The organism is Aeromicrobium sp. CF4.19 (genome assembly GCF_051262555.1).
Lineage (GTDB): Bacteria > Actinomycetota > Actinomycetes > Propionibacteriales > Nocardioidaceae > Aeromicrobium.
Genome location: NZ_JBIMEU010000004.1, coordinates 34,763 through 60,760, shown reverse-complemented (window position 1 = coordinate 60,760; position 25,998 = coordinate 34,763). Strand labels below are relative to the sequence as shown.

Sequence of the window (25,998 nt, the reverse complement as noted above, 5' to 3'; positions counted from 1 at the left end):
GCCACTGGCTCAACGATCGAGGGTGTCCTCCAACGGCGCGGAGCGGTCGGCGTAGGCCCCGGCGACGGCGATGACCACTCCGAGTGTCGCCAGCACGAGCAGCGGCACCGTCCACGAGCCGGTGAGGTCGTGCAGGAAGCCGGTGCCGAAGGGCGCGAGGCCACCCAGCAGGTAGCCCGGCCCCTGCGTGAGCGTGGAGAGGGCGGTCGTGCCGGCGGTCGTGCGCGTCCGCTGGCCGATCATCGTCAGGCACCACGTGAATGCACCTCCACCCAGCCCGAGCAGCACGGCCCACAGCGCGGGCGCCTGGGCGGGGAGCACGACGAGCCCGACCCAGCCGCAGGCCGTGAGCAGGCCGAACGCCAGCGGCAGCACCGACGTGCCGCCCCAGCGTCCGATGAGCCATGGGAGGCACAGGGTGAGGGGTATGCCGACCCCGGTCAGCAGGCCGAGCATCGCACCGGCCGTCGCGTCGTCGACGCCGGCGTCGGCAAGGATGCTGGCGAACCAGCCGAACTGTGCGTAGGCGCCGCCGGACTGGGCCGCGAAGCACAGCACGAGCGCCCACGTCAGGGGTGAGCGCGCGACGCGTGAGGTCGGCAGTCGATCGGTCGGGCGGATGGAGGCGTGGACGTCGTGCCGCAGCATCGTGAGCCACGGCAGCAGAGCGACGACGGCCAGCACCGCCCACGCCCCGATGCCGACGCGCCAGCTGTCGAAGCCGTCGGCCACGGGGACGGTGAAGGTCGAGGTGAGCGAGCCGCTGCCGATCAGTGCGGCGCCGTAGAGCGCGCTCATGAGGGGGACCCGGTCCGGGAAGTGCGTCTTGGCCAACGGCGGCAGCACGACGTTGCCGATGGCCGCGCCCGACAGCGCCACGACGGACGTCAGGAAGAACGCCGCCGGCGCCTCGAGCGTCGCCCGCAGCACGAGGCCGAGGCCGACGAGCACCAGGGCCAGGGCGGTCGTGCGGTGCAGTCCGACCCGCCGGACGATGGTCCCGGTCGAGAGCCCGACGAGGGCGAAGCACAGCATCGGCAAGGTGGTCAGGACCCCGGCCGCCGTGGGGGAGAGGCCCAGGTCGTCCTGCACGGAGGTCAGGACGACGCCGATGCTGCCCACGGCCGTTCGCAGGTTGAGGGCCAGCAGGACGATGGCCATGCCCGTCAACCAGCGTCCACCCGTGCTCACGTCCACATTCAAGCCTCCCGCAGGCCCGGCCCGGGCAGCGACCCCGTCGATGCCGGCGCGATCGGCAGCCCGACCCACCCGGGGCGGGACGCCACTAGGCTCGGGGGATGAGTGGAGACGGGAGCACGACGCTGCAGGGCACGCCGAACCCCGAGGCCCCCAACCCGCAGCTGCCCATCGTCCAGAGGCTCCGCGTGCGTTACGCCAAGCGCGGCCGGCTCCGGTTCACCAGCCATCGGGACTTCGGCCGGGCCTTCGAGCGGGCGGTGCGTCGGGCCGAGGTCCCGATCGCCTTCAGCTCCGGGTACACGCCGCACCCCAAGATCTCCTACGCCGGGGCCTCGCCCACCGGGGCGGCGAGCGAGGCCGAGTTCCTGGAGATCGGGCTGACCGCGGAGTGCGACCCCGCCGAGGTGGCGCGCCGCCTCGACGCCTCGCTCCCGCCGGGGCTGGACGTGGTGGAGGTCGTGCGCTCGGCCGGCGGGTCCCTCGCGGACCGTCTGGAGGCCAGTGCGTGGACGATCGACCTGCCCGGCGCCCCGCAGGCAGCGCTGGAGCGCGCTGTGCAGTCCTTCCTGTCCTCGCAGGCGGTGGAGGTGGAGAAGATGACCAAGCGGGGGCTCCGCACGGTGGACGTCCGGGGTGCCGTGGCGGCGCTGCGTGTCGTCGCTGCCCCGCCGGCCGATCAACCGTGTGCGATACTCGAGGCGGTCGTCCGACACGAGACACCGTCGGTACGACCGGATGACGTTCTTGCCGGACTGCGGTCCGTAGGAGGACTTGAGCTCGACGGGACGCCCGTGGCGACCCGGACGGCCCAGGGCCCCCTCGATCCACAGGCTGGCACGGTCGGCGATCCGCTCGCCCTCGACCGCGACGCACCCTGACAGGTGCCGACCGCGGCGGGCCGGGTGGGGCAGCCGTGTGACAGGCCGAGGCGTTGTCGCCCCGGCGGACGGACAGCGGACGTCGGGTGACCGAGGCTTCAGGCCCGCTGCGGCGGGCCGAGACGGACAGCCCGGGCCGCGACTCGCGTCGCGTCGGGCGAAGGAGAGCACGTGCTCGACGACGACAACAGCACTGACGAGACCAACGGTTCCACCCCCGTGGCCCGGACCAGGCGCCGCGCCGCGGGACGCCCGGCGGGACCGCCGGCAGCACCCAGCACGGACATCTTCGCCGCGCCCGCCGCGCCGAAGAAGCCGGTGCGCAAGAAGACGGCTGCCAAGGCCCCAGCCAAGGACGACACAGCCAAGGACGACACAGCCAAGGACGACACAGCCAAGGACGCTGCCGGCGGCGCCGCGCCCCAGCAGCCGTCGACGCCCGGTACATCGCCCGATGCGGAGAAGAAGCCGGTCAAGAAGGCCACCCGGTCCCGGGCGAAGAAGACCGTCGAGCCCGCCGCGGACCAGCCGTCCGGCGACTCCGCCTCCGGCGACTCCGCCTCCAGCGCCGAGGAGGCCACGGACGACCAGCCCGCCAAGGACGACGCCACGACGTCGAGCAAGGGCCAGGGGCGCACCCGCAGGAAGACTGGCGCGACGGCTCCGGGCCCCACGTTCCAGCCGCCCGAGACCGTCGTCCTGCCGGCACGGTCCACGTCGTCCGACGATGCCTCGGACGACGACGATGACGATGACGACCGCGAGGGCGACTCCTCCGGCGAGTCCGGCTCCGGGGGTGGGGCCAAGCGTCGGCGCCGCAGCCGCGGCGGTCGGCGTCGCAACAAGTCCGACGACGCGGGCTCCGGTGAGGAGTCCTCCTCCGGCGAGGAGTCCAGCGACGACGAGTCCGGTGACTCAGAAGGCTCAGGTGGCACCCGCCGACGCCGTCGTCGTGCCCGTTCCGGCGAGGGCGCGTCCCGCTCGGCCGACGACCCGGAGGACACCGTCGTCAAGGTCCGCGAGGGCCGCAACGCCGAGGACGAGATCGCCGGTGTCAGCGGCTCCACGCGGCTGGAGGCCAAGAAGCAGCGCCGCCGTGAGGGCCGCGAGGCCGGGCGTCGTCGCGCTCCCATCGTCTCGGAGTCGGAGTTCCTCGCCCGTCGCGAGTCCGTCGAGCGGCAGATGATCGTCCGCCAGAGCCCCGCCGGGGCCGGCGGCACTGACGACAGCCCGTACACGCAGATCGCGGTGCTGGAGGACTCCGTCCTCGTCGAGCACTACGTGGCGCGCGAGTCGCAGATCTCCATCATCGGCAACGTCTACCTCGGCAAGGTGCAGAACGTCCTGCCGAGCATGGAGGCGGCCTTCGTCGACATCGGTGCCGGCCGTAACGCCGTCATCTACGCGGGCGAGGTCGACTGGAGCGGCGTGCAGAACGGCAAGGCCCGCAAGATCGAGGAGGCCCTGTCCCCGGGGCAGACCGTCCTCGTGCAGGTCACCAAGGACCCGATCGGCCAGAAGGGTGCTCGGCTCACCAGCCAGATCAGCCTGCCCGGCCGCTTCCTGGTGTACGTGCCCGGTGGCCAGACCAGCGGCATCTCCCGCAAGCTGCCCGACACCGAGCGGGCGCGACTCAAGGCGCTGCTCAAGGAGGTCCTGCCCGATGACGCCGGCGTCATCGTGCGCACGGCCGCCGAGGGCGCCTCCGAGGACCAGCTCACGCGTGACGTCACGGCGCTCAAGGCGCGGTGGGAGGACATCGAGAGCAAGGTCGAGCAGGTCTCCGCTGGCAAGGGAGGTGCGCCCCAGCTCATGTACGCCGAGCCCGACCTCGTCATCAAGGTCGTCCGTGACCTGTTCAACGAGGACTTCGCCTCGCTCGTGGTCGAGGGCCCCGATGCCTGGGACAACATCTCCGGCTACATCCAGCACGTCGCGCCCGACCTCGCCGAGCGGCTGCAGGAGTGGCGTACCCAGGAGCACGAGGGGCAGAGCTCCTTCGAGCACTTCCGGCTCGACGAGCAGATCCACAAGGCGCTGGAGCGCAAGGTGTGGCTGCCCTCGGGCGGCTCGCTCATCATCGACCGCACCGAGGCGATGACCGTCGTCGACGTGAACACCGGCAAGTTCACCGGCTCCGGGGGCAACCTGGAGGAGACGGTCACCAAGAACAACCTCGAGGCGGCCGAGGAGATGGTGCGTCAGCTCAGGCTGCGCGACATCGGCGGCATCATCGTCATCGACTTCATCGACATGGTGCTGGAGAACAACCGTGACCTCGTGCTGCGCCGTCTGGTGGAGTGCCTGGGGCGCGACCGCACTCGCCACCAGGTCGCCGAGGTCACCTCGCTCGGCCTGGTGCAGATGACGCGCAAGCGGATCGGCACGGGGCTGCTGGAGTCCTTCAGCACCGATTGCGACCACTGCAAGGGTCGTGGCGTCGTCGTCGTGGCCGAGCCCGTCGAGCCGGCCAAGGACGACGGCCCGCGGCGCGGCGGTCGCAAGCGTGGCGGTGGTGGCGGCAATGGCGGCGGCGGCGGCAATGGCGGCGGCGGCGGTTCCAACGGCGGGGGCGGTGGTTCCAACGGTGGTGGCGGCTCGAACGGTGGTGGCCGTCAGCAGAAGAAGCAGGACCAGGAGGCCCCGGCGTCCGAGCAGCCTGCAGAGCCGGCCGCCGAGGAGAAGAAGCCCGAGGGCGCGCGGACCGGACGACGCAGGGCCTCGCGGCCCGCGCAGAAGGCGGACGACGGCCGCGGGCAGGGCGCTGGGTCCTCAGAGGGCTCGTCCGACGCCCCGTCGGGCGGCCCGCAGAGCCCCGCGGAACCGGCTGAGGTGGCCACGGACAAGGCCGAGGACCAGCTCGGCACGAGCCCCGTTTTGACCGAGACGCCCGACTCTCCGTAGAATAGGACGTCGGTGCCCGTGGGCGCCGTTCCGCATGCCCCCTCGCGTGGGCGCGGACCTGAGCTTTTCACGTTGACTTTCCAGCAGAACCGAGTGAGGAATCCCGTGGTGTACGCAATCGTGCGCAGTGGTGGCACGCAGCAGAAGGTCGCCGTGGGCGACGTCGTCGAGATCGACCGTCTCACGCGGTCCGAGGGCGACTCCGTCGAGCTGCCCGCGGTCCTCTACGTCGACGGCGATGCCGTCACGGCCGGTGCCGACGAGCTCGCCAAGATCTCGGTCACCGCCGAGGTCCTCGGCCAGACCAAGGGTCCCAAGATCACCATCCAGAAGTACAAGAACAAGACCGGGTACAAGAAGCGCCAGGGCCACCGCCAGCGCTACACCCAGGTCAAGATCACCGGAATCGCGAAGTAGGAGCTGACATGGCACACAAGAAGGGCGCAGCCTCCACCAAGAACGGCCGCGACTCCAATGCGCAGTACCTCGGCGTCAAGCGCTTCGGCGGCCAGGTCGTGAACGCCGGCGAGATCATCGTGCGCCAGCGCGGTACGCACTTCCACCCCGGCACCAACGTGGGCCGCGGTGGGGACGACACCCTGTTCGCGCTCGCTGCGGGCTCCGTGGAGTTCGGCAGCCGGCGCGGTCGCAAGGTCGTCAACATCCTCCCGGCCGAGTAACCAGCAGACACCCAGTCGACAGGGGCCGTCCGCACTGCGGACTGCCCCTGTCGTCGTCTCCGGCCCGGATCGGGCCGGATCCCCAGATCACCAGGAGCACGTCGTGGCCGTCCCGACCTTCGTCGACCGGGTCCGCCTGCTCGTCTCCGCCGGCAGTGGTGGGCACGGTGTCGCGTCCGTGCACCGGGAGAAGTTCAAGCCCCTCGGGGGCCCGGACGGTGGCAACGGTGGCAACGGTGGCGACGTCATCCTGCGGGTCGCGCAGGACGTCACGACGCTGGTGGACTACCACCACGAGCCGCACCGCAAGGCCGGCAGCGGCTCCCAGGGCGCCGGCAACAACCGCAGCGGCAGCAACGGCGACGACCTCGTGCTGCGCGTGCCCGACGGCACCGTGGTCCGAGCGGCCCCCGAGGACGGCAGGGCCGGGGAGGTGCTGTCCGACCTGGTCGGCCCGGGCACGGAGCTCGTCATCGCCGCCGGAGGCCGTGGCGGTCTGGGCAACGCCGCCCTGGCCTCCAGCAAGCGCAAGGCCCCCGGCTTCGCCCTCAAGGGCGAGCCCGGCGAGGAGCTCGCGATCGTCCTGGAGCTCAAGGTCGTGGCCGACATCGGGCTCATCGGCTTCCCGAGCGCCGGCAAGTCCAGCCTCATCGCCGCGCTGTCCCGGGCTCGCCCCAAGATCGCCGACTACCCGTTCACGACGCTCGTCCCGAACCTCGGCGTCGTCACCGCCGGCGCCACGACCTTCACCGTCGCCGACGTCCCCGGGCTGATCGAGGGTGCGAGCGAGGGGCGCGGGCTCGGGCACGACTTCCTGCGCCACGTCGAGCGGTGCGCCGCGCTCGTGCACGTCATCGACTGCGCCACCGTCGAGCCCGGACGGGACCCGGTCACGGACCTGGACGTCATCGAGAACGAGCTCGCCCGCTACGCCGACGGCCTCGAGCCCGGTGCTGCCGGAGCAGACCTCCTGCAGCGACCGCGCCTGGTGGCCCTCAACAAGACGGACGTGCCCGACGCCGCGCAGATCGCCGAGTTCGTGCGCAGCGACCTGGAGGAGCGCGGGTACGACGTCTTCGACGTCTCCGCCGCCAGCCGGGCTGGTCTGCGCGAGCTGTCCTTCGCGATGGCCGAGATCGTCGCCAGCCGGCGTGACGCGGCGCCCGACGTCGAGGTGACCCGCATCGTGCTGCGGCCCCGTGCCGAGTCCGGGGTGGGCGAGGAGTTCACCATCGAGCCCGCCCGGGGACCCTCGGGAGAGAAGCAGTGGCTCGTGCGGGGCGAGAAGCCCACCCGATGGGTGCGGCAGACCGACTTCTCCAACGACGAGGCCGTCGGCTTCCTTGCCGACCGGCTCAACCGGCTCGGCGTCGAGGCCAAGCTGCTGAAGCTCGGTGCGGAGACCGGCGACGATGTCGTCATCGGCGGGAGTGCTGCAGCGGGCGGGGACGACGCGGTCGTCTTCGACTTCGATCCGACGGTGGACGCCGGTGCCGAGGTGCTCGGCCGACGTGGCGAGGACGTGCGCTTCGACGACAACTCGCGTCGCACCAACGTCGCGCGACGTGAGGAGCTCCAGGCTCGTCGAGCCTTCGAGATCCAGGCGCGCGAGGCTCGTGAGAGCGGCGACTGGACCTTCCCCGAGGACGACCCGGACACCGAGGCGGAGGACGGTCCGGAGGTCGACGAGGAGGACCGGGCGTGACCCGGATCGTGGTGAAGGTGGGCTCGTCCTCCCTCACGACGGCCGAGGGGCACCTGGATCCCGAGCGGGTCGACGCGATCGTCGACGCGGTCGCGGCCGCACGCTCTCGAGGGGACGAGGTGGTCCTGGTGAGCTCCGGAGCCATCGCTGCGGGGCTGGGGCCGCTGGGGCTGAGGTCACGCCCGCGCGACCTGCCGACGCAGCAGGCCGCCGCCAGCGTCGGCCAGGGGGCGCTCGTGGCGCGCTACAGCGAGCGGTTCTCGCGCCACGGCCTCACGGTTGGGCAGGTGCTGCTCACCGTCGACGACGTCACGCGGCGCGGCCACTACCGCAACGCCTACCAGACCTTCGCCAAGCTGCGTGAGCTCGGCGTCGTTCCCGTGGTCAACGAGAACGACACGGTCGCCACGAGCGAGATCCGCTTCGGCGACAACGACCGCCTGGCTGCGCTCGTCGCACACCTCGTGCACGCCGAGCTCCTCGTGCTGCTGTCCGACGTCGACGCCCTGCACACCGGCCCTCCCGGGCAGGCCGGGGCCGAGCGCATCGCCGAGGTCCGGGACCCCGCCGAGCTCGACGGCATCGACCTCGGTTCGCCGAGCGCGTCGCGCGTCGGCACGGGCGGGATGATCACCAAGGTCGAGGCCGCGCGGATCGCCACGGGCGCCGGCATTCCCGTGGTGCTGACCAGTGCCGTGCTGGCCGCGGAGGCGTTGGCCGGCGAGAGCGTCGGGACACGGTTCCATCCCACGGGTCGGCGTCGTCCGACGCGCCTGCTGTGGCTGGCTCACGCGAGCGAGACCAAGGGGGTGCTGACGGTGGACCCCGGAGCGGAGCGGGCGCTCACCGTGCGCAAGGCGTCGCTCCTGCCTGCCGGCATCACCGGCGTCTCCGGGGCATTCGTGGCCGGTGAGCCCGTCGACGTGGCCACCGACGACGGCCGGGTCATCGCCCGCGGCCTGGTCAACTACGACAGTGACGAGCTGCCGGCCCTGCTCGGCCGCTCGACGCGTGAGCTGGCCGAGGAGCTCGGCGCCGACTACGAGCGCGAGGTCGTCCACCGCGACGACCTCATCGTCCTCTGACCCCGTCTCCATCGGCGAGTGGCGCATCTTCGCGATTCTGAGACGGCGTGTCGCGCGAATCTGCGCCACTCGCGACCGGGTTTGCGCCACTCGCGCTCGGCCGCGCGCGGGTCGACGGGCCCGGGTCGCTGCGGCGTCACTGGCCACCGCCACCCGTGCCGAGAAGGACGCGGCCCTGCTGGCTGCCGCTGACGCCCTCGTGGCCGGCACCGACGACATCCTCACCGCCAACGGGCTCGACGTCGTCACCGCGACGGAGCAGGGCACGCCCGAGCACGTCGTCGACCGGCTCCGACTGGACCCCGAGCGCATCGCCGCCTTCGCGCAGGGTCTGCGCGACGTCGCCGCGCTGCCCGACCCGGTGGGAGAGGTGGTCCGCGGCTCGACGCTGCCCAACGGTCTGCGCATGCAGCAGGTCCGCGTCCCGATGGGCGTGATCGGGATGATCTACGAGGGCCGGCCGAACGTCACCGCCGACGCAGCCGGCATCTGTCTCAAGGCGGGCAACGCCGTCCTGCTGCGCGGCTCGAGCTCAGCCGCCCGGTCGAACGCCGCGATCATCGACGTCATGCGGTCGGCCGTCGCCGAGGCCGGCCTGCCCCAGGATTGCGTCCAGGGCCTTCCGGCCGACGACCGCAGCTCCGCGCAGCACCTGATGCAGGCGCGGGGCCTCGTCGACCTCGTGATCCCCCGAGGAGGTGCCGGGCTCATCCAGGCGGTCGTGGAGCAGTCCACGGTGCCGGTCATCGAGACCGGGGTGGGCAACTGCCACGTCTACGTGGACGCCGACGCGGACCTCGACATGGCGCTGGACATCGTGATCAACGCCAAGACGCAACGCACGAGCGTGTGCAACGCGGCTGAGTCCCTGCTGGTGCACGCCGATGTCGCCGAGGGGTTCCTTCCGCGCGTCGTTGCCGCGCTCCTCGAGCATGGCGTGCTGATCCACGGCGACGACGCGTTCCGCGCCGTGGACGCCTCCGTGGTGCCCGTGACCGACGAGGACCACGCGACGGAGTTCCTGGCCTTGGAGATCTCGGCCGCCGTCGTGCCGTCGCTGGAGGCCGCCGTCGACCACGTCCGGCGGTTCTCCTCCCACCACACCGAGGCCATCGTGACGTCGTCGCTCGCCGCGGCGCACCGGTTCACCCGGGGCGTCGACGCCGCCGCCGTCATGGTCAACGCCTCGACGCGCTTCACCGACGGGGCTGAGCTGGGCTTCGGTGCCGAGATCGGCATCTCCACGCAGAAGCTGCACGCCCGAGGCCCCATGGCACTGACCGAGATGACGACCACCACCTACGTCGTCGTCGGCGACGGCCACGTGCGCTGACGCGCGGCCTCGTCGCGGGGCGCGCGAGATCTCCGGTAGATTGGGCGCATGCTCACCACGCTCCTGTACGCCGCCGAAGGCGCCGAGGCCGGCCACAGCCCGATGCCCTACTACGTCGGCGCGATCGCCCTCGGCTCGCTGCTGCTGCTGCTCTTCGTGCTGCTGGCCTTCGGCAAGGGACGCGAGCACACCTGAGCACCGCAGGCGGCGCGCCCGCTCGTCGCAGGGTGGGCGTCATGGGTGGCACCTTCGACCCCATCCACCACGGCCACCTCGTGGCCGCGAGCGAGGTGCAGTCGTGGTTCGACCTCGACGAGGTCGTGTTCGTCCCCACCGGTGAGCCGTGGCAGAAGGCCGATCGCGACGTCTCGCCCAGCGAGCACCGCTACCTCATGACGGTCATCGCGACCGCCGCCAACCCGCGGTTCGAGGTGAGCCGGGTCGACATCGATCGCTCCGGACCCACCTACACGATCGACACGCTGCGCGACCTCAGCGCCAACCACCCAGACGCCGACCTCTACTTCATCACCGGGGCCGACGCCATGGCAGCGATCCTCACGTGGCGCGACCACGAGGAGCTCTTCGACCTCGCCCACTTCGTCGGCTGCACGCGGCCCGGCCACGAGATGGACGCCGGGACGCTGCAGGGCCTGCCCCAGGACCGCATCAGCCTCGTGGAGATCCCGGCCCTGGCCATCTCGTCCACGGACTGCCGCGTGCGGGTGGGTGCGGGGGAGCCGGTCTGGTACCTCGTGCCGGACGGCGTGGTCCAGTACATCGGCAAGCACGTCCTCTACCGCAACGACGAAGGACAACACCCATGAGCGAGCGCCAGCGAGTGAACAATGATCACCTCATGCGAGCACGCTCCTACGGTGGTTCTTCTGAGGACGTGATTGCATGAGCGCCACCGACCGTGCGGTCGAGCTGACCCGCGCCGCAGCCATCGCGGCCCAGGACAAGCTCGCCACCGACGTCCTCGCCTTCGACGTCTCCGAGCAGCTGTTCATCACCGACGTCTTCCTCCTCTGCAGCGCGGCCAACCCCCGGCAGGTGCGGGCCGTGCAGGACGCCGTCGAGGAGGCACTGCTGGGCCTCGGCGCCAAGCCGGTGCGTCGCGAGGGCGAGCGCGAGGGTCGCTGGGTGCTGCTGGACTTCGCCGACGTCGTGGTGCACGTGCAGCACTCCGAGGAGCGAGCGTTCTACGCCTTGGAGCGTCTCTGGAGCGACTGCCCGGTCGTCCCCCTGTGAGCTGGGGGCACCTCCCGCGAGCTCTGCGAGCGGGGGCGCGCGAGCTGGGGGCACCTCCCTGCACGGAGCGCAGCGGAGTGCTCGGGGGCGTGAACCGACAAGACCTCACCGCGCCGTGTCCGTATCCTCGCTCTTTCCTGACGGAGGCGGCGCTGTCATGAGCCGCACGGTCATCCTGTGGCGGCACGGCCAGACCGCCTGGAACATCGAGCGCCGGGTCCAGGGCCAGACCGACACCGAGCTGGACGACACCGGTCGCGAGCAGGCCCGCTCCGCTGCTGCGCGGCTCGCATCCCTGGAGCCGACGCGGATCGTCGCCTCGGACCTGAAGCGCGCGCGCCACACGGCAGCTGAGCTGGCGCGGCTGACGGGGGTGGGAATCGAGCTCGACGTCCGCCTGCGGGAGATGAACTTCGGCGAGCGCGAGGGCCTGACGTGGCCGGAGTCCTGGGAGCGCTTCCCCGACCTGATGAAGGCGATGCTGGCCAACGAGGACCCGCGCTTCCCCGGGGCCGAGACGCACGCCGAGGCGGGTGCACGGCTGGCCGAGGCGCTCACGGAGGCGCTGGAGACGGTGCCGGACGGCGGGACGCTCGTCGTGGTCGCCCACGGGGCGGTGCTGCGCGTCGGGACGGCGATGTTCCTGGGCTTCCCGGAGTCGACGTGGCGCTCGTTCGCCGGGCTCTCGAACTGCTCGTGGATCGCCCTGGAGCAGATCGACCCGGAGCGCTACAGCCGCTGGCGCCTCACCGAGTGGAACGCCGGGACCCTGCCGGAGCCGGTCCTCTCCGACGACGAGTGACGGCCCGGTCGGCGTCCAGCTCGCCAGTGGAGTCGGGCGGTAGCGTCCAGGCAAGGAATCAGCCACGCACCACCGTGAAGTGTCGGACCCCTCCGGGGTTCTCGATCTCGTCGACGACGGCGATCGCGAGGTCGGCTGCCGAGATCCGCGAGACGCCCTGGGCGTCGACGAGCAGCATGTCAGTGCCGCGGCGGTACCTCCCGGTGCGTGGACCGGGCGCGAGGACGGCAGGCGGGCTGAGATAGGACCAGTCGTCGAAGGGGTGCTGTCGGCACGCTTCGAGCTGGGCGAGGCTCGCGCTCGCTACCGCGCGCCACTCGGCGCGGACGAAGGCGGGGTCGTCGAGGACCAGGTGTCCAGGCAGACCCGGCGAGCGCAGTCCCGCTGCACCCCCGACGACGATCGTGCGGGTGCCACTCCTGTGGGCGGCGTCCAGGAAGCCGGTCGTCGCGGGCGTCAGGAGATGCTCTTGGCCCGGCCCCATGCGAATGGTCAGGACGGCGGCGTCGGTCTCCTCGAGGACGAGGCCGAGGCCGGTCGCCCCGAACACGGAGATCCTCATGGGACGTCCTTCCTTGGTGAGACAGTCGGGGTGAGCTGGCCGGCGAGCATGGCGGTCAGGGCCAGGACGAACCCGGCGAGCTGGACGAGGGCGAGGTTCTCCCCGACGACCAGGGCTCCGAGCGCGGCCGCGACCAGCGGGGCGAGCAGGCCCAGGAGGGCCGTGGCGGTCACCGGGAGGCGGCGGATCCCCGCGAACCACAGGGTGTAGGCGGCCAGGCCGCCGACCAGTCCCAGCCACAGGTAGCCGGCGACCGCCGGGGCGTCGATCCCGTCCGGAGTGCCCTCGAGGACCATGGTCGGCACCAGGACCACGAGGCCGCCCGCCGTGAGCTGCCACCCGGCGAGCCCGAGGGCGCCGACGCCCTCCGGGCGCCCCCAGCGCTTGGTGAGGACCACCCCCAGGCCCATCGAGACGGCTCCGGCGATGCCGGTCAGGACGCCGACGGGGTCCAGAGCCGCGCCCGGGCCGAGGACCACCATGGCCACCCCGATCAGGCCGACGAGGCCCCACAGGATGCGCCAGCTCGAAAGACGCTCGCCGAGGATCGCGACGACGAGGACCGCGACGACGATCGGCTGGGTCGCACCGAGGGTTGCGGCCACGCCGCCGGGAAGGCGCTCGGCGGTGATGAACAGCAGCGGGAAGAAGACGCCGATGTTCAGGGTGCCGAGCACCGCCGCCTTCCACCACCAGGATCCTCGTGGCAGGGAGCGCGAGACGAGCAGCGCCAGGATCCCGGCCGGCAGGGCCCGCACGAGGGCGGCGAAGAAGGGGTGCCCGGGAGGAAGCAGCTCGGTCGCCACGAGGTAGGTGCTGCCCCACGCCGCCGGGGCGAGGGCGGTGAGGGCCGTCAGTCGCGCGCCTCCCAGGGCACCCGTGGGCTCCGCCGGCAGCGTCGTGGTCATGGGTTCAGCGTGAGCCGGACGGCTACATGAGTCCAACACATGCTTGTCATCTGATCGATCGTGATTCACGATTGATCCATGGAGCTGCAGCAGATGCGGTACGTCGTGGCCGTGGCCGAGGAGGCCAGCTTCACCCGGGCCGCGGCACGATGCTTCGTCGTGCAGTCCGCCCTCAGCCACCAGGTCAAGGCGTTGGAGACGGAGCTGGGCTTCGCGCTGTTCGCGCGCACCAGCAGGCGCGTGGAGCTCACTGCGGCGGGGACCGCGTTCCTGGTCGGCGCGCGCGCATGCCTGGCCGCTGCGGAGCGGGCCGCCACCGACGCGGCGGCGGCCGCCGGCCTCGTGCAGGGCCACCTGGCCATCGGGATGATCCCCACGGTGACCGCAGTCGACGTCCCCGGCGTCATGAAGGCCTTCCACCGGGCTCATCCGGACGTCCGCATCGCGTTGCAGGTCACCGGGAGCGACGAGCTGGTGTCGGCGATCGTCCGCGGCGACGTCGACGTCGGGCTGCTCGGCCTTCCGGAGGGCCGTGAGCCGCGCGGGGTCGCCTGGCGGTCGGTGGGCACCGACCGTCACGTCGCCGTCGTGAGCCCCGACCACGTCCTTGCGGACCGGCAGGGCCTGCGGCTGGAGGAGCTGTCGGGCGAGACGTTCGCCGACTTCCCGACGGGTTCGCCGGGCAGGGCGCAGAGCGACCTCGCCTTCGATGCGGCGGGCCTGCGGCGCGACGTCGCCTTCGAGGCGATGGTGACCGAGCTCCTTCTCGACGTCGTCCGGGAGAACCTCGCCGTCACGCTCCTGCCGTCCAGGTTCGTCCCGGCGGAGTCCGCTGCCCTCGTCCGCATCCCCCTCGCCGACGGCCCGACCCGGCACGAGTTCGTCGCCTGGAGCGACTTCAACCCGAGCCCGGCGACGCGTGCCTTCCTCGAGCTCGTCGTGTGACGTGCACGAACGCGAGCTGGTGATCGGGCGCGCGTCGATCCCGGCGCCGGCTCCCTCTGACGACCTGCGACCCCGGTTTGAGGTCCCCCTCCCCGAGGGTCTAAGATCGATGATCGGTGCTCGAGACGATCGAGAACCTCCCCAGCGGGGCATTGGCGCAGTTGGTAGCGCGCTTCCATGGCATGGAAGAGGTCAGGAGTTCGAATCTCCTATGCTCCACATCCGGACCCGGACTCACCACTGAGTCCGGGTCCTTCTCGTGGTCGCACCTCCGGGCCGGTACGTTCCACGTTCCGCAGCAGTGACGTCGCACGATCGACGACGCCCTGCTGGATCGGCGGCCTCGCGGCCCGAGCAACCGTCACGACGCGCCCGGTTCCTCGTGGCGTGATCCTGCTGGCCTACCGCACCTCCCTCGTTCGGCGGGTCACCGCGGTGAGACCCCAGGCGATCAGCCCGCTGACGGCTCCGACCATCACACCGGTGAACAGACTCGACACGGCGGCAAAGAAGCGCAGGATGACTGACTGCAGCTGGGGGGAGAGGTCGGTGAGGTTGCCGCCGAGGCGGGGAGGGTCGTCCCCGAGGCTGACGTTCCACAGGAGCTGATGGGTCGCGGCGAGAAGGACGCCGTAGCAGACACCGATGGTCAACAGGGTGAGGAACGGGTTGGCCGCCCGCCTCCACACGACGACGGCGATCCAGATCAACGGGGGGAGGAAGACCAGCAGCGCATTGAGCAGACTCCCGCCGGAGACCAGGTCGAGGTCGTGCAGCACCACCCGGGGAAGAGCAAGGAGCGAGAGTCCGATGATCGCGACAAGGGGCAGACCGAGCGCGGCTCGCCTGGGCTCGGACGGGTGCGGTCGAGAGGAGTCGAAGTTCGTCATGCTCTCGAACGTAGGATTTCGGGCCGCCCACCGCATCGGCCGCTGATCTCGACCTCGGTACGTCAGTGGACGACGTCGACCATCGCTCCGTGACGGATGCCAGGTCCGGCGCCTCCGGCCTAGGGTGAACCGCATGGGAGTGGCGACGATGATCAGATCGGTCGCACTGCGCCTGCCCGCTTGGGCGACGGATGTGCTGCTCGGAGCGGCGGTGACGATCACCATGGCCGCGGTGATCAGTGCCAACCATGGGGGTCGCAACGATCCTGACGCCTTGGCGTACCTGTGGGCTGTTGGCCTGGGCGCCTTGATGTTGGTCCGGCGACGGCACCCCGTGATCGTGCTGGCCACTACGGTGCTGGGACTGTTTGCCTACTACGCGGCTGGTTACCCGGCCGTAGGTGTGGCGGTGCCGATCGCGGCGGCTCTGTGCTCGGCCGCAGAGCTCGGTCGGGCCGGGTGGGCCCTCGGTGCCGCGTCGATCGCTCTTGCGACCAGTGTGTTCTTTCGACTCGCCGAAGGCCAGGAGCTGTCTCTCGTGGTCGGCTACGAGCTCGCAGGCCACGCGTTGCTCATGGCCGGCGCGATCGCAGTGGGTGACGGGATTCGTTCTCGCCGCGCGCTCATCGCTCATGCTCGCGAGATCGTCGCTCTGACCTCGGAGCGTGCTCAGCGTGAGTCAGAGGCGACTGCGCACGCGCAACGGATCACGGTCGCGCGTGACCTTCACGATTCGATCGGGCACTCGACCTCAATCATCTCCCTGCACGCCGACGTCGCACGGGAAGCTGTGGGGCGCGGTGACGATGCCGCGGCAGCCGAGGCTCTGCACGTCATCAAGGACACGACGGGCTCGACCATGATCGAGCTCCGTCGCACAGTGGCAGTGCTCCGTGCACCTGATCAGACCTCCCGGACCGCGGCGGGGCTCTCGAACGTCAGGAGCCTGATCGACCTCGGGTCCGAGGTCAAGCTCACGACGGACATCCAGGTCCCCGATGCTCTGCCGAGCATCATCGACGCAACGGCATTTCGGATCATCCAGGAGTCTGTGACCAACATCGTGAGGCACTCGACCGCGACACGTGCCCACATCGAAGCCATCTGTCGTGGGGACGAGCTCCATGTGGCAGTCGTCGACAACGGGAGATCGAAGGAGGCTCGATCCTCGGCGACCTCCGGGCACGGTGTCGCCGGGATGCGTGAACGTGCAGCCGCTCTCGGAGGCACGCTCGAGGTTGGATCGGCGGAGGGTGGCTTCGCCGTCAGGGCGAGGATCCCCCTCAAAGGAGGATCATGATCCGGGTTCTCATCGCCGATGACCAGGACCTCGTCCGAGCGGGACTGCGGGCCCTGCTCGCCAACGACTCGGAGTTCACCGTCGTGGCCGAGGCGGCGACCGGGGACGAAGCCGTCGCCCGGTCACATCAGCATCATCCGGACGTCGTGTTGATGGATGTTCGCATGCCCGGTGCGAACGGCATCGAGGCCACGCGGCGCATCCGTGCCGATCCAAGCCTCTCGACCACGCGTGTCCTCATCCTGACCACCTTCGACGACGACGGCGACATCCTCGAAGCCATTCGTCTCGGTGCCGCCGGCTATCTTCTGAAGGACACACCGTCGAACGACCTGCGCGAGGCGGTCCGCACGGTCGCCGGCGGCGGCAACACCCTCTCTCCGGACATCGTTCGACGAGTGATGCAGCACGTGGCCGACTTGCCGTCGCCACTCGTCCGGGATGCGCGACTGGATGGGCTCACGGATCGAGAGCTCGCCGTGCTGCGCCGTATCGCCCACGGGGAGAGCAACGCCGAGATCGCGAGCAGCCTCCACATCAGCCCTGCCACGGCTCGCACCTACGTCAGCCGGATTCTCGCCAAGCTCGACGCGCGCGATCGCACGGAGCTTGCCGTGATGGCCCACCGTTCCGGTCTGTACAGCGACGAGGACGCCGGGTGAGGACGTGAGAGCGTCCGCCGGGACAGCGGTGTCCCGGCCGGCTCAGGCCCAGACCCCCGACGTTCCGCGGCGGTAGGAGCCGACGAGGTGGGTGTCCACGATGCCGATGGCCTCCATGAGCGCGAACATCGTCGTGGGCCCGACGAAGCGGAAGCCGCGGCGCCGCATCTCCTTGGCGAGGGCCTCGGACTCCGGAGACCGGGTGGGGACCTCCTCGAGAGCGCGCGGCTCGGGAGTCCGCTCGGGCCGGAAGGACCAGACGAGGTCGACGAGCCCGACGTCCTCGCGCAGTGCGACGGTGGCGCGAGCGTTGTTGATCGTGGCCTCGACCTTGGCGCGGTTCCTGACGATGCCGGCGTCCGCCATCAGCCGGTCGACGTCCTGCTCGTCATAGGCGGCGATGGCATCGGGAGCGAAGTCGTCGAACGCGGCCCGGAACGCGGGCCGCTTGCGCAGGATGGTCAGCCAGGAGAGCCCCGACTGGAAGGCTTCCAGGCTCACCCGTTCGAAGAGCCCCTGCTCGTCGCGGACGGGCAGGCCCCACTCGGTGTCGTAGTAGTGCCGCAGCAGCGGGTCGGAGACGGCCCACGGTGTGCGGGCCAGGCCGTCCTCGCCGACGGCGACGCCGGTCATGACGTGCGCGTCGCGCTGCGACGCAGGGCGCGCTCGGCCACGCGGTAGCCGTCGCGAGCGATGGCGCGCCAGACCTCCACCCCGATGGCGGGGTCGTCCAGTGTCATCTGCTCGAGGTCGTCGGCCTCGAGCACGAGGAGCTCGAGGTCGGACGCGGCCACGATCTCGGTCTCCTGCACGTCGTCGGTGCCCAGGGCCAGCTCGCCGAAGGAGGTGCCCGGCTCCATGGTCACCAGCGTGATGGCGGAACCGTCCGGCCCGTGGTCGCGTGCCACGGCCTGCCCGGTGACGATGAGGTGGATGCCGGCGAACGATCCGCCGGCAGCGAGCACGACGTCGCCCTCGGCGTGCGTCTGCTCGGTCATCGCTGCGCGCACCGCCTCCCGCGCCCGGTCCGAGAGCCGGCTCAGCAGGGGGTGCTCGGACACCGGGTCGCTCGTGTCCAGGGAGCCGCAGTGGCGGGCGATCAGCTCGTCCTCGGCCCAGGCGAGGGCGCGGGGGATGTCGTCGAACCGCCGGGTCGCGTCCTCCGTGCCGGCCGCCGGGTCGGGGATGACGTTCTCCGGGTCGACGACGACGGCCTCGGACCCGGCCTCACGCAGACGATCACGCAGCGAGATCAGGGTCTGTCGGCTGACCTCGGCGATGTCGTTGACGTGGGTGAAGTCGATGATCACCAGCTCGGGGTCGTCGTCGACGATCGAGCGCACGACGCGCTCGGCGCCGGAGAACAGCAGGTCGCCGTGGAGCTCGTACACGTGGCAGCGGTCGCTGACAGCGTCCAGGGCCTCCTGCTCCGCGGGCGTCCGACGCCGCCGAGAGCGGGCCTCGGCCAGGGAGTAGGAGCTGCGGACGGCGTTGCGGGAGCCGCGGCTCACATGCATGATGTGCAGCTCCATGTCGTGGGACATCCGCTCGAAGAGCGTCACTCCACGCGCGCTGTTGCCGTGCGCGTCCAGGCGGGGCGAGAAGACCGCCACGCCGACCTGACCGGGCAGGACGCCGATGATGCCGCCGCTCACGCCGCTCTTGGCCGGCATGCCGACCGCCGTCACCCAGTCCCCGGCGGCGTCGTACATCCCGCACGTGGTCATGACGCTGAGCACGTGCTCCACGAGTGGCGCCTCCAGCACCTCGTCCCCGCTGCGGGGGTGGACGCCGCCGTTGGCGAGCGTGGCGGCCATCAGGGCGAGGTCACGCGTGTCGACGGCGATGGAGCACTGACGGACGTACTGCGCGAGGACGTCCTCCGGATCCCCCTCGAGGATGGAGAACTCGCGCAGCATGTGGGCGATGGCACGGTTGCGGTGGGCGGTGCCGAGCTCGGAGGAGTAGATGGACTCATCGACCGACAGGTCACGCCCGGCGAACCGGCCGAAGCCGCGCAGGACCCGGTCGAACCGTGCGTCGCCGTCCTCGCCGTCCACGAGGGAGGAGGTCGTGATGGCGCCGGCGTTGATCATCGCGTTGAAGGGGCGTCCCGAGTCGGGCGCCAGGCTGATCTCGTTGAAGGCGTCGCCTGACGGTTCCACCCCGACCTTCGCGGTGACCGCCTCGATCCCGCTGTCCTGCAGGGCGAGCGCGTAGGTGAAGGGCTTGGAGATGGACTGGATGCTGTAGGACAGCTCGGCGTCGCCGACCTCGTAGACCCGGCCGTCCACCGTCGCGAGGCACAGCGCGAACCGGTCGGGGTCGGCCGCCGCGAGCTCGGGGATGTAGGCCGCCACCTCGCCGTCGGTCCCGGCGCACGCCTCCACGATGTTCTCCAGGTACTGCTGGACGGGGTTCTTCACGGGGCCTCCTCGGCTGCTGCACGGGCTGCTGGTCATCCTGCCCGACGACGCCGACCCCCGGTCGGGCGCCGTGACCGACCTCGCCCGACCTGGGCATCCGGCCCGGTACGGTGACGCCGTGAACGAGCCCGAGCAGACCGATGCCGTCACGGCGCGCCTCAAGGCGGCGTTCGTGACGTTCGCGGTGCTCGTGGTCGTCTTCCACCTGGTCGTCGTCACGCTCGCGGCCCTGCCCCCCAACCGGTACAGCGAGGCCGCGCGGCCCACGACGTCCTACCTCGCACCCTTCTTCACGCAGAACTGGCGCCTGTTCGCACCCGAGCCGGTCTCGTCGGACCGGTCCGTCCGCTTCCAGGGCGCGTACCGCGTCGACGGGGAGGTCCGCACGACGGAGTGGGTCGACTGGACCGACGTCGAGCTCGGCGTCGTCCGCCAGCGGCTCATCGGCGGCCGGGCCGGATACATCACGAACAAGATGTACACGCCGCTGACGTCGCGGTTCTCAGCGCTCAACCCCGACCAGCAGGAGGCGACGCTGGCCGAGGACCCGGCGCAGGCCCTGTCCTGGACCGAGCTGGAGCGAGACGTCCCGGCTGCCGCCGAGGCAGCACTCGGGGAGCTCAACGCCGCGCGCTGGATCCGCTACGAGCGGTCCGTCACGTCCCTGGCCACGGCCGTGCTGGCGTCCCGCGACCCGGACGTGGAGATCGTCGCCATCCGCTACTCGCTTCGCTCGCAAGGGGTGACGCCGTACGAGGACCGACGCGGATCGGCGACGGAGCGGGAGGCGGCGCGGCCCGAGCCGAACGAGCGCATCAGTGGCTGGCGCGACGCCCTTCCGCCCGACGCCGCCGAGCTCGATGCCGTCGGCGGCTTCGACCGGAGGCACCGATGAGGGCGCTCGTCGACCCCGTGCTCGACTGGCTGACGCTGTCCCGGCATGCGCTGCGCGGCCTCGCGGTGACCAGGATGGTGCTCGGACTGATCGTCTGGACCCAGCTGCTCGCGAACACCCCGGACCGGCACTACACGTGGGGCGACGGGACGTCCTGGAGCGACCCGCTGCGCGAGAACGACTCCTGGCCGGGGTTCCTGGGCGGGTTCGTCGCGGCGGACGGGGCGTGGTTCGACCTGCTCTACGCCCTGACGATCGTCGCCGGCTTCCTGCTGATGCTCGGGTGGCACACCAGGACGATGACGATCCTGACGCTGCTGCTGTGGCTCTCCCTCTACACCGCCAACCCGTTCGTCGGGTCCGGTGGCGACGCGATCCTGCGGATGGTGCTGCTGTACCTGTGCTTCACCCAGGCGGGGGCGTTCTGGTCGTTGGACGCACGCCGGGGCGCCAGAGCCCCGCGGCTGCCGGACTGGTTCGGCGCGACCCTGCACAACCTGGCGGTCGTGCTCATCGTCCACCAGGTCCTCACCGTCTACGTCGCGTCGGCCCTGTGGAAGGTGCAGAGCCCGGTCTGGCTGGACGGGACGGCCGTCTACTTCCCGCTCCAGACCGAGGCGTACTCGCCGTGGCGTGAGCTGCTGCACCCGCTCACGAGCGCCGAGCCCATCGTCCTGGCCGCCACGTGGGTCGCCGTGGTCGTCCAGCTGATGTTCCCGGTGCTGCTGCTCTACCGGCCCACCCGAGCGGTGTCCCTTCTCGTCATCACCGGAATGCACCTGTCCATCGGCGTCCTGATGGGAATCATGTATTTCTCGTTGGTCATGATCGCCGTGGACATGATGCTCGTGAGCGACGTCACATGGCGACGTCTCGAACGCATCGCGGCCCGGAAATTCGGGAAGAATCGGCCGCGGCGCGGGCAGGATCACGCCTCGGTGGCGTGACGCTGAGTTACCCCCTGGCCGGTCGGCGGAGAGCGATTACCCCACCAATCGGGCTGAGAGGGTTCTGAGGGCCCCTGAAGTGTGGCTAAGATGTCGCTCGGTGTGCTCAGCAGCACGACCACATCACCACGATCCAATCCGGACAACAGCAGGGGTGCCGTCCGGCCTAAACGGGAGAACGTCTTGAACAAGCTCGGTAGAAACACCCTCGGCGTAGGTTTGGCGACCTTGCTCGTCACCTCCGCGGTCTCATTCTCCGCCTCCGCGGAGGAGGGGGATCTTTCGCAGAGCACCGCCATCGCCGCCCAGGCTGATGAGGGGCTCTTCAGCATCCTCAACACCGGCCCCGAGTGCGTCGCCTCCTTCAACGAGGGTGACGAGCCGATCGGCGACGGCGAGGGTGAGGGCCGATGCGTCCTCGGCTTCGACTTCAGCGGCGTCGGTCTCATCGACCAGAACGCCACGGCCGGTGTCGAGGACGAGAACGGTGTGTCACGCGCCGATGCGTCCGTCGCCCCGATCGCGGTCGACGGCCTCGGGTCGATCGACGTGACCACGCTCGACGATGCGCTGGCTGATATCAACACCGGCACGATCCTCGACACGGTGCTCGGTCCGCTCGGCGACGCACTGGAGCTCATCCTGGCGCCCGTCCTCGACGCGCTCGGCGAAGCGCTCAACCCTGTGCTCGATGGCGTCGGCGACTCACTGCCGATCTCTCTCGAGATCGGCGCCGTGGAGTCCTTCTGCGAAGCGTCCCCCGGCCAGGCGACGGGTAACGGAACGGTCGCCAGCGTCGACGTTGTCGTCCTCCTCGGGGACCAGCGCATCGTGCTCCCCATGGAGCTGGGTACCGACCCCAACACCGATCTGGTTGCCGGGTCCCCCCAGCCACTCGTCAACGGCCTCCTCGACGGAATCCGTGCCTCCCTCAACGAGAGCATTGGCGGTGCCCTGAGCCCGGTCGCTGATCTCGTCGGGACCCTCCAGGAGGACCTGGTCAACGCGGTCCTCGATGCCGTCGGCCCTGCTCTCCTCGAGCCGCTGAGCGAGGCTCTGCAGGATCTGGTTACAGGTACGGTCAACGAGCAGACGTCGACCGAAGAGGGTCAGATCGAGGTCACGGCGCTGGACCTGACCGTCCTCGATCAGCAACTCGAGCTGGCGAAGGTCTCCTGTGGCCCGAACCGCCTGGCCGAGGTCGATGACGACGACGCCGACGCCGACGCGCAGGCTGACGTCGATGTTGATGCCGACGCGGACGCCGATGCTGACGCGGACGCCGACGCTGACGCGGACGCCATTGCTGACGCCGATGCTGATGCCCAGGCCGACGCCATCGCCGATGCTGACGCCCAGGCTGACGCCGACGTGACGACCGCCCTGCCGAACGCCGGTGCACCGAACCTGCTGCCGTTCTGGCTGCTGGGTGCGGGCCTGGTCCTCTTCGGAGCCGCGGTCCTGGCCAACGAGCGTCGACGCGCTCTGCTGAGCTGATCTGATCGACGACCTCTGCCCGGTGGCTCCCGTCCACCGGGCAGAGGTCGTTGTCATGCCTGCACCGAGTCCTAGGATGGCCGCATGCCCGAGCACGAGGACGACGCTGCCGTGCCCGGCGGATGGCGCTCTGCGCTCGTCCTGGCGCTCGCGGTCCTCGCCGTCGCCCACTCGGTGATCATCGCGCTGTGGCTGGCCCCCGACGGGCCGGTCCGTGACGCCGCCGGCCCGGGCCGGCTCTCCTTCTACGTCAACCCCTACTTCCAGCAGTCCTGGGACGTCCTGGAGCCCAGTGCCCAGCGCGTCGACGAGGCGCTGTGGGTGCGGGCCAGGGTGCGAACCGGGCCCGAGGAGGTCGAGGACACGGAGTGGATCGACGTCACGAAGGCCGACGCCGATGCTGCCCGGCTGGACCTCACCCCCGAGCGGATGCGGTCCGCCTCCCGTCGCCTGGCGACCAACCTCAACGGGGTCATGTTCGACCTCGGCAATGCCGGCCGTCAGCGGGTGCAGGACTCCTACGCGGGCAAGGACGTCGGCGCGCTCCAGGGGGTGCTGCTGGATGAGGGTGTCGCGGCATCGGCGGTGCAGCGGTACCTGCGGTTGGACACCATGGCCACGCGCTTCGCGTCGCTCTACACGCAGGCCAGCGAGGAGCAGCGCGTCGTGCAGGTGCAGTACCGGATCGGACGACGGACCGTGCCACCCAGGAACGAGCGGGACGATCGCACGATCCGCGACGAGGAGCTCGCCTGGTTCGACGTCGGGTGGCGCACGGTGGACCGGGGCAGCGAGCAGGCGCAGGCAGCGTTCGACGACTACGTGAGGGGGAGCTGAGGTGGGCAGGCGAGTTGCCGAGAAGACCGGGGGCGCCCGTGGTCGCGCCGTGCACTGGCTGACCAGCACACGGCACGCCCCGCACGCCGTCGCGGCGGCGCGCATCGGCGTCGGGCTGGCCGTCCTCGGGCTCCTGGCGACCAACTTCGGCAACCGCCAGATGTGGGTCGGGGACGCTTCTCTGTGGGCCGAGCCGAACCGTGCCGTCAGCCGCTTCCCGGAGATCGCGCTGCTCGACGGGGTGAGCGCGGACATCCTCACAGCCATCTACGTCCTGGTGATGCTCGCCGCCGTGGCGTTCGTGCTCGGGTGGCGAGCCAAGGCCGCCAACGTGGTGCTGCTCGTGGGCTTCATCGCCGTCACGGGCCAGAACCCGCTGCTGTCCGCCGCCTCTGACAACCTCCTGCGCATCGCGCTGCTGTGGCTGCTGCTCGTGCGCGCCGCCGACGTGTGGTCACTCGACGCGGCGCGGCTCGAGGGCGGCGAGGCCGACCAGGCCGTGCCGGAGTGGCTGCGGACCGGCCTGCACAACATCGGACTCATCGGTCTCGGCACGCAGGTGGCGCTCGCGTACCTCGCGGGTGGGCTGGACAAGGTGGCGCAGACGTCGTGGCAGCAGGGCACCGCGTTGTACTCGACGCTGCAGCTGCCGGAGTTCCGCCCGTTCCCGTGGCTCGCTGACCTGCTCGGCAGCGCGACCGTCCCGCTGGCCCTGGTCACCTGGTCCGTCTTGGTGGTCCAGCTGTTCTTCGTGCCTTCCCTGCTGCGCCCGTTCACGCGGGACCTCTTCGTGGTGGCCGCCATCGTGGTGAACGTGCTCTTCGGCGTCGTGCTGGCCACCCCGTGGTCGGCGCTGGTCGTCATCGCCCTCACCGGGCTGTTCCTGAGCGACGAGAAGTGGGAGGGCCTCGGATTCCTCCTCGGCGACCTCACGGCGCCGGTGACGGACCGGGTCGTCGACGCCTGGTACGCCGTCGTGGACAGGGTCGAGGACTGGTGGTTCCGCTACGTGCTGGGCGCCGTGGACTGGGTGCGCTTCACGGTGCTCCGGCGCTGACCTGCTCGGCGGTGCGCCGCCCCGCCAGCACCAGCACGACGACCGGCACCACGAGCAGCCCCGCGGCGGCGTTGAGCACGCCGTAGCCCTGCCACGCCACGACGAGGCCGCCGATCAGGCCGCCGGCTGCCCCGGCCAGGCTCATCGTCATGTCGCTGACACCCTGCACGGCCGTGCGGGCTGCCGGGTCGACGCTGCGGGTCAGCAGCACGGCTGCGGCGATGACGGTGGCGGACCAGCCCAGGCCCAGCAGCACCAGACCGATGGTGATCTGGACCTCCGAACGTCCCGACGTGCCGGCGACGGCCACCGCCGCCACCAGGACGAGCTGACCGGCGAGGATCGTGCGGGCCGGGCCCCAGCGGTCCGACAGCCAGCCCATCACGGGTGAGAGGGCGTACATCCCGGCGATGTGCAGGCTGATGGTCAGGCCGATGATCTCCAGCGCGGCCCCGTGGTCCTGCATGTGAACTGGTGTCAGGGCCATGACGGACACCATCACGGCGTGGGCGGTCCCGATCGCGTAGACGGCCGTGGCCGCCGGTCCGTGCAGGTGCGGCAGTGCGGAGCGCAGACCCCGCGGGGCCGGGGAGTCATCGCCCCGGGCCGCGGGCGGCAGCGGGTCGGGGCGCAGGAAGAGCATCGTCAGCACGCCGGCCACGGCGAAGGCCGCGAGGGAGAACAAGGCCGGGCCGGCCAGCTCCGGCACACCCGTGGCCCGGCCGAGGGCGGCCCCGGGTCCGGTGAGGTTGGGCCCGGCCACGGCGCCGACGGTCATGGCCCACACGACGAGGGAGAGGGAGCGACCGGTGCTGCGGGCCTCGGCCCGGTCCACCGCCGCGAACCGGGACTGCAGGCTCGCGGCCGTGCTGACGCCGAACAGCAGCAGGCCGAGCAGCACGATCAGCAACGAGACGCGCGCCGCACCGAGCACCACCACGGCGGCACCTGCCGCGCCCACCAGCCAGCCCAGGGTCAGGGCTGGCCGTCGTCCGCGGGCGACGGCCAGCGAGGCGAGGGGGAGCGTGGCCAGTGCCGAGCCGAGGGTGAGGGCCACCGTCGCCGTCCCGGCCCACCCGGAGGATCCGGAGACGTCCTTGACCAGCAGCGCCCCGATGGCCAGCCCGGCACCGTTGCCGATGCCGCCGACCACCTGCACGGCGGACAGGACACCCAGCGTGCGCCGCTGGGGGAAGGGTCCGGACGCCTCGGGCACGCTCACGTCCGCAGC

26 protein-coding genes and 1 tRNA gene are annotated in these 25,998 nt (G+C 71.0%); 20 read left to right on the top strand and 7 right to left on the bottom strand.

The annotated features are described in order from the left end of the window. Positions 1–9: 9 nt before the first annotated feature. Entirely contained in the window at positions 10–1,191 is a 1,182-nt protein-coding gene (locus tag ACHAAC_RS10145; protein WP_435716063.1) for an MFS transporter, read from the bottom strand. Positions 1,192–1,298: 107 nt separating this feature from the next. Here ACHAAC_RS10145 and ACHAAC_RS10140 point away from each other — a divergent pair, with 107 nt between their 5' ends. From ACHAAC_RS10140 to ACHAAC_RS10090, 11 genes are all read left to right on the top strand, one after another. Then, on the top strand, positions 1,299–2,078 hold the full coding sequence (locus ACHAAC_RS10140; protein WP_435716061.1) for a TIGR03936 family radical SAM-associated protein: 780 nt from the start codon (positions 1,299–1,301) through the stop codon (positions 2,076–2,078). Positions 2,079–2,249: 171 nt separating this feature from the next. Further along, positions 2,250–4,982: an Rne/Rng family ribonuclease gene (locus ACHAAC_RS10135; protein ID WP_435716060.1), complete on the top strand. Its 2,733-nt coding sequence runs from the start codon at positions 2,250–2,252 to the stop codon at positions 4,980–4,982. 108 nt (positions 4,983–5,090) lie between these two features. After that, a complete protein-coding gene (gene rplU / locus ACHAAC_RS10130) occupies positions 5,091–5,399 on the top strand; it encodes a 50S ribosomal protein L21 (RefSeq protein ID WP_435716398.1) in 309 nt (102 codons plus the stop codon). An 8-nt stretch (positions 5,400–5,407) separates the two neighbouring features. Further along, the gene (gene rpmA, locus ACHAAC_RS10125; RefSeq protein WP_435716058.1) at positions 5,408–5,662 is read left to right on the top strand and encodes a 50S ribosomal protein L27; all 255 of its coding nucleotides are present in this window, start codon (positions 5,408–5,410) and stop codon (positions 5,660–5,662) included. Between the two features lie 103 nt (positions 5,663–5,765). Beyond that, a complete protein-coding gene (gene obgE, locus ACHAAC_RS10120; protein WP_435716056.1) occupies positions 5,766–7,367 on the top strand; it encodes a GTPase ObgE in 1,602 nt (533 codons plus the stop codon). After that, positions 7,364–8,452, top strand: coding sequence for a glutamate 5-kinase (gene proB, locus ACHAAC_RS10115; RefSeq protein WP_435716055.1), 1,089 nt, complete (start codon positions 7,364–7,366; stop codon positions 8,450–8,452). The genes obgE and proB overlap by 4 nt, the downstream gene beginning before the upstream one ends. A gap of 58 nt (positions 8,453–8,510) precedes the next feature. Then, a complete protein-coding gene (locus ACHAAC_RS10110) occupies positions 8,511–9,785 on the top strand; it encodes a glutamate-5-semialdehyde dehydrogenase (protein ID WP_435716397.1) in 1,275 nt (424 codons plus the stop codon). A 48-nt stretch (positions 9,786–9,833) separates the two neighbouring features. Next, positions 9,834–9,980, top strand: a complete 147-nt coding sequence (locus ACHAAC_RS10105; RefSeq protein WP_435716053.1) for a hypothetical protein — start codon at positions 9,834–9,836, stop codon at positions 9,978–9,980. Next, positions 9,977–10,612: a nicotinate-nucleotide adenylyltransferase gene (gene nadD, locus ACHAAC_RS10100; RefSeq protein WP_435716396.1), complete on the top strand. Its 636-nt coding sequence runs from the start codon at positions 9,977–9,979 to the stop codon at positions 10,610–10,612. Before ACHAAC_RS10105 ends, nadD begins: the two co-directional genes overlap by 4 nt. 76 nt (positions 10,613–10,688) lie before the next feature. Next, on the top strand, positions 10,689–11,039 hold the full coding sequence (gene rsfS, locus ACHAAC_RS10095; protein ID WP_435716051.1) for a ribosome silencing factor: 351 nt from the start codon (positions 10,689–10,691) through the stop codon (positions 11,037–11,039). A gap of 157 nt (positions 11,040–11,196) precedes the next feature. Further along, a complete protein-coding gene (locus ACHAAC_RS10090; RefSeq protein WP_435716049.1) occupies positions 11,197–11,841 on the top strand; it encodes a histidine phosphatase family protein in 645 nt (214 codons plus the stop codon). Between the two features lie 58 nt (positions 11,842–11,899). Here ACHAAC_RS10090 and ACHAAC_RS10085 read toward each other — a convergent pair whose 3' ends face one another. Together ACHAAC_RS10085 and ACHAAC_RS10080 are read right to left on the bottom strand one after the other, a co-directional pair. Further along, a complete protein-coding gene (locus ACHAAC_RS10085) occupies positions 11,900–12,403 on the bottom strand; it encodes an NAD(P)-dependent oxidoreductase (protein ID WP_435716047.1) in 504 nt (167 codons plus the stop codon). Then, positions 12,400–13,311, bottom strand: coding sequence for an EamA family transporter (locus ACHAAC_RS10080; protein WP_435716046.1), 912 nt, complete (start codon positions 13,309–13,311; stop codon positions 12,400–12,402). Before ACHAAC_RS10080 ends, ACHAAC_RS10085 begins: the two co-directional genes overlap by 4 nt. A 78-nt stretch (positions 13,312–13,389) precedes the next feature. Here ACHAAC_RS10080 and ACHAAC_RS10075 point away from each other — a divergent pair, with 78 nt between their 5' ends. After that, positions 13,390–14,256, top strand: coding sequence for a LysR family transcriptional regulator (locus ACHAAC_RS10075; protein WP_435716044.1), 867 nt, complete (start codon positions 13,390–13,392; stop codon positions 14,254–14,256). A gap of 146 nt (positions 14,257–14,402) precedes the next feature. Next, positions 14,403–14,475, top strand: a tRNA-Ala gene (locus ACHAAC_RS10070). Positions 14,476–14,657: 182 nt separating this feature from the next. Here the strand turns inward: ACHAAC_RS10070 and ACHAAC_RS10065 are convergent. Continuing rightward, positions 14,658–15,146, bottom strand: coding sequence for a hypothetical protein (locus tag ACHAAC_RS10065; RefSeq protein ID WP_435716042.1), 489 nt, complete (start codon positions 15,144–15,146; stop codon positions 14,658–14,660). Between the two features lie 334 nt (positions 15,147–15,480). Between ACHAAC_RS10065 and ACHAAC_RS10060 the strand changes: the two genes are divergently transcribed. Beyond that, positions 15,481–16,446 (top strand): sensor histidine kinase, encoded by a 966-nt coding sequence (locus ACHAAC_RS10060; RefSeq protein ID WP_435716041.1) that lies wholly within the window; start codon positions 15,481–15,483, stop codon positions 16,444–16,446. Further along, positions 16,443–17,108 (top strand): response regulator, encoded by a 666-nt coding sequence (locus ACHAAC_RS10055; protein WP_435716040.1) that lies wholly within the window; start codon positions 16,443–16,445, stop codon positions 17,106–17,108. Before ACHAAC_RS10060 ends, ACHAAC_RS10055 begins: the two co-directional genes overlap by 4 nt. A 42-nt stretch (positions 17,109–17,150) precedes the next feature. On the opposite strand, the gene ACHAAC_RS10050 is transcribed toward ACHAAC_RS10055, so the two are convergent. Further along, on the bottom strand, positions 17,151–17,741 hold the full coding sequence (locus ACHAAC_RS10050) for a DNA-3-methyladenine glycosylase I (RefSeq protein ID WP_435716038.1): 591 nt from the start codon (positions 17,739–17,741) through the stop codon (positions 17,151–17,153). Next, positions 17,738–19,534, bottom strand: a complete 1,797-nt coding sequence (locus ACHAAC_RS10045; RefSeq protein WP_435716036.1) for a glutaminase — start codon at positions 19,532–19,534, stop codon at positions 17,738–17,740. The genes ACHAAC_RS10050 and ACHAAC_RS10045 overlap by 4 nt, the downstream gene beginning before the upstream one ends. On the opposite strand from ACHAAC_RS10045, the gene ACHAAC_RS10040 reads away from it, so the two are divergent. The 5 genes from ACHAAC_RS10040 (at position 19,500) to ACHAAC_RS10020 (ending at position 24,767) form a co-directional block, all read left to right on the top strand. Continuing rightward, entirely contained in the window at positions 19,500–20,429 is a 930-nt protein-coding gene (locus tag ACHAAC_RS10040) for a DUF5819 family protein (RefSeq protein ID WP_435716035.1), read from the top strand. The two genes, ACHAAC_RS10045 and ACHAAC_RS10040, sit on opposite strands and share 35 nt — an antisense overlap. After that, positions 20,426–21,376, top strand: a complete 951-nt coding sequence (locus ACHAAC_RS10035) for an HTTM domain-containing protein (protein ID WP_435716033.1) — start codon at positions 20,426–20,428, stop codon at positions 21,374–21,376. The genes ACHAAC_RS10040 and ACHAAC_RS10035 overlap by 4 nt, the downstream gene beginning before the upstream one ends. A 228-nt stretch (positions 21,377–21,604) precedes the next feature. Then, positions 21,605–22,873, top strand: a complete 1,269-nt coding sequence (locus ACHAAC_RS10030; protein WP_435716031.1) for a hypothetical protein — start codon at positions 21,605–21,607, stop codon at positions 22,871–22,873. 84 nt (positions 22,874–22,957) lie between these two features. Beyond that, on the top strand, positions 22,958–23,710 hold the full coding sequence (locus ACHAAC_RS10025; protein ID WP_435716030.1) for a DUF5819 family protein: 753 nt from the start codon (positions 22,958–22,960) through the stop codon (positions 23,708–23,710). 1 nt (position 23,711) lies between these two features. Beyond that, positions 23,712–24,767 (top strand): HTTM domain-containing protein, encoded by a 1,056-nt coding sequence (locus ACHAAC_RS10020; RefSeq protein WP_435716029.1) that lies wholly within the window; start codon positions 23,712–23,714, stop codon positions 24,765–24,767. On the opposite strand, the gene ACHAAC_RS10015 is transcribed toward ACHAAC_RS10020, so the two are convergent. Then, positions 24,748–25,989 (bottom strand): MFS transporter, encoded by a 1,242-nt coding sequence (locus ACHAAC_RS10015; RefSeq protein WP_435716027.1) that lies wholly within the window; start codon positions 25,987–25,989, stop codon positions 24,748–24,750. The two genes, ACHAAC_RS10020 and ACHAAC_RS10015, sit on opposite strands and share 20 nt — an antisense overlap. Positions 25,990–25,998 lie beyond the last annotated feature (9 nt).

Bases quoted from the DNA above. Each gene is read 5' to 3' on its own strand.
- ACHAAC_RS10140 (WP_435716061.1), top strand. From the start codon at position 1,299: ATGAGTGGAGACGGGAGCACGACGCTGCAGGGCACGCCGAACCCCGAG.
- rpmA (WP_435716058.1), top strand. From the start codon at position 5,408: ATGGCACACAAGAAGGGCGCAGCCTCCACCAAGAACGGCCGCGACTCC.
- ACHAAC_RS10105 (WP_435716053.1), top strand. From the start codon at position 9,834: ATGCTCACCACGCTCCTGTACGCCGCCGAAGGCGCCGAGGCCGGCCAC.
- rsfS (WP_435716051.1), top strand. From the start codon at position 10,689: ATGAGCGCCACCGACCGTGCGGTCGAGCTGACCCGCGCCGCAGCCATC.
- ACHAAC_RS10090 (WP_435716049.1), top strand. From the start codon at position 11,197: ATGAGCCGCACGGTCATCCTGTGGCGGCACGGCCAGACCGCCTGGAAC.
- ACHAAC_RS10085 (WP_435716047.1), bottom strand. From the start codon at position 12,403: ATGAGGATCTCCGTGTTCGGGGCGACCGGCCTCGGCCTCGTCCTCGAG.
- ACHAAC_RS10080 (WP_435716046.1), bottom strand. From the start codon at position 13,311: ATGACCACGACGCTGCCGGCGGAGCCCACGGGTGCCCTGGGAGGCGCG.
- ACHAAC_RS10075 (WP_435716044.1), top strand. From the start codon at position 13,390: ATGGAGCTGCAGCAGATGCGGTACGTCGTGGCCGTGGCCGAGGAGGCC.
- ACHAAC_RS10065 (WP_435716042.1), bottom strand. From the start codon at position 15,146: ATGACGAACTTCGACTCCTCTCGACCGCACCCGTCCGAGCCCAGGCGA.
- ACHAAC_RS10055 (WP_435716040.1), top strand. From the start codon at position 16,443: ATGATCCGGGTTCTCATCGCCGATGACCAGGACCTCGTCCGAGCGGGA.
- ACHAAC_RS10050 (WP_435716038.1), bottom strand. From the start codon at position 17,741: ATGACCGGCGTCGCCGTCGGCGAGGACGGCCTGGCCCGCACACCGTGG.
- ACHAAC_RS10040 (WP_435716035.1), top strand. From the start codon at position 19,500: ATGTTCTCCAGGTACTGCTGGACGGGGTTCTTCACGGGGCCTCCTCGG.
- ACHAAC_RS10035 (WP_435716033.1), top strand. From the start codon at position 20,426: ATGAGGGCGCTCGTCGACCCCGTGCTCGACTGGCTGACGCTGTCCCGG.
- ACHAAC_RS10025 (WP_435716030.1), top strand. From the start codon at position 22,958: ATGCCCGAGCACGAGGACGACGCTGCCGTGCCCGGCGGATGGCGCTCT.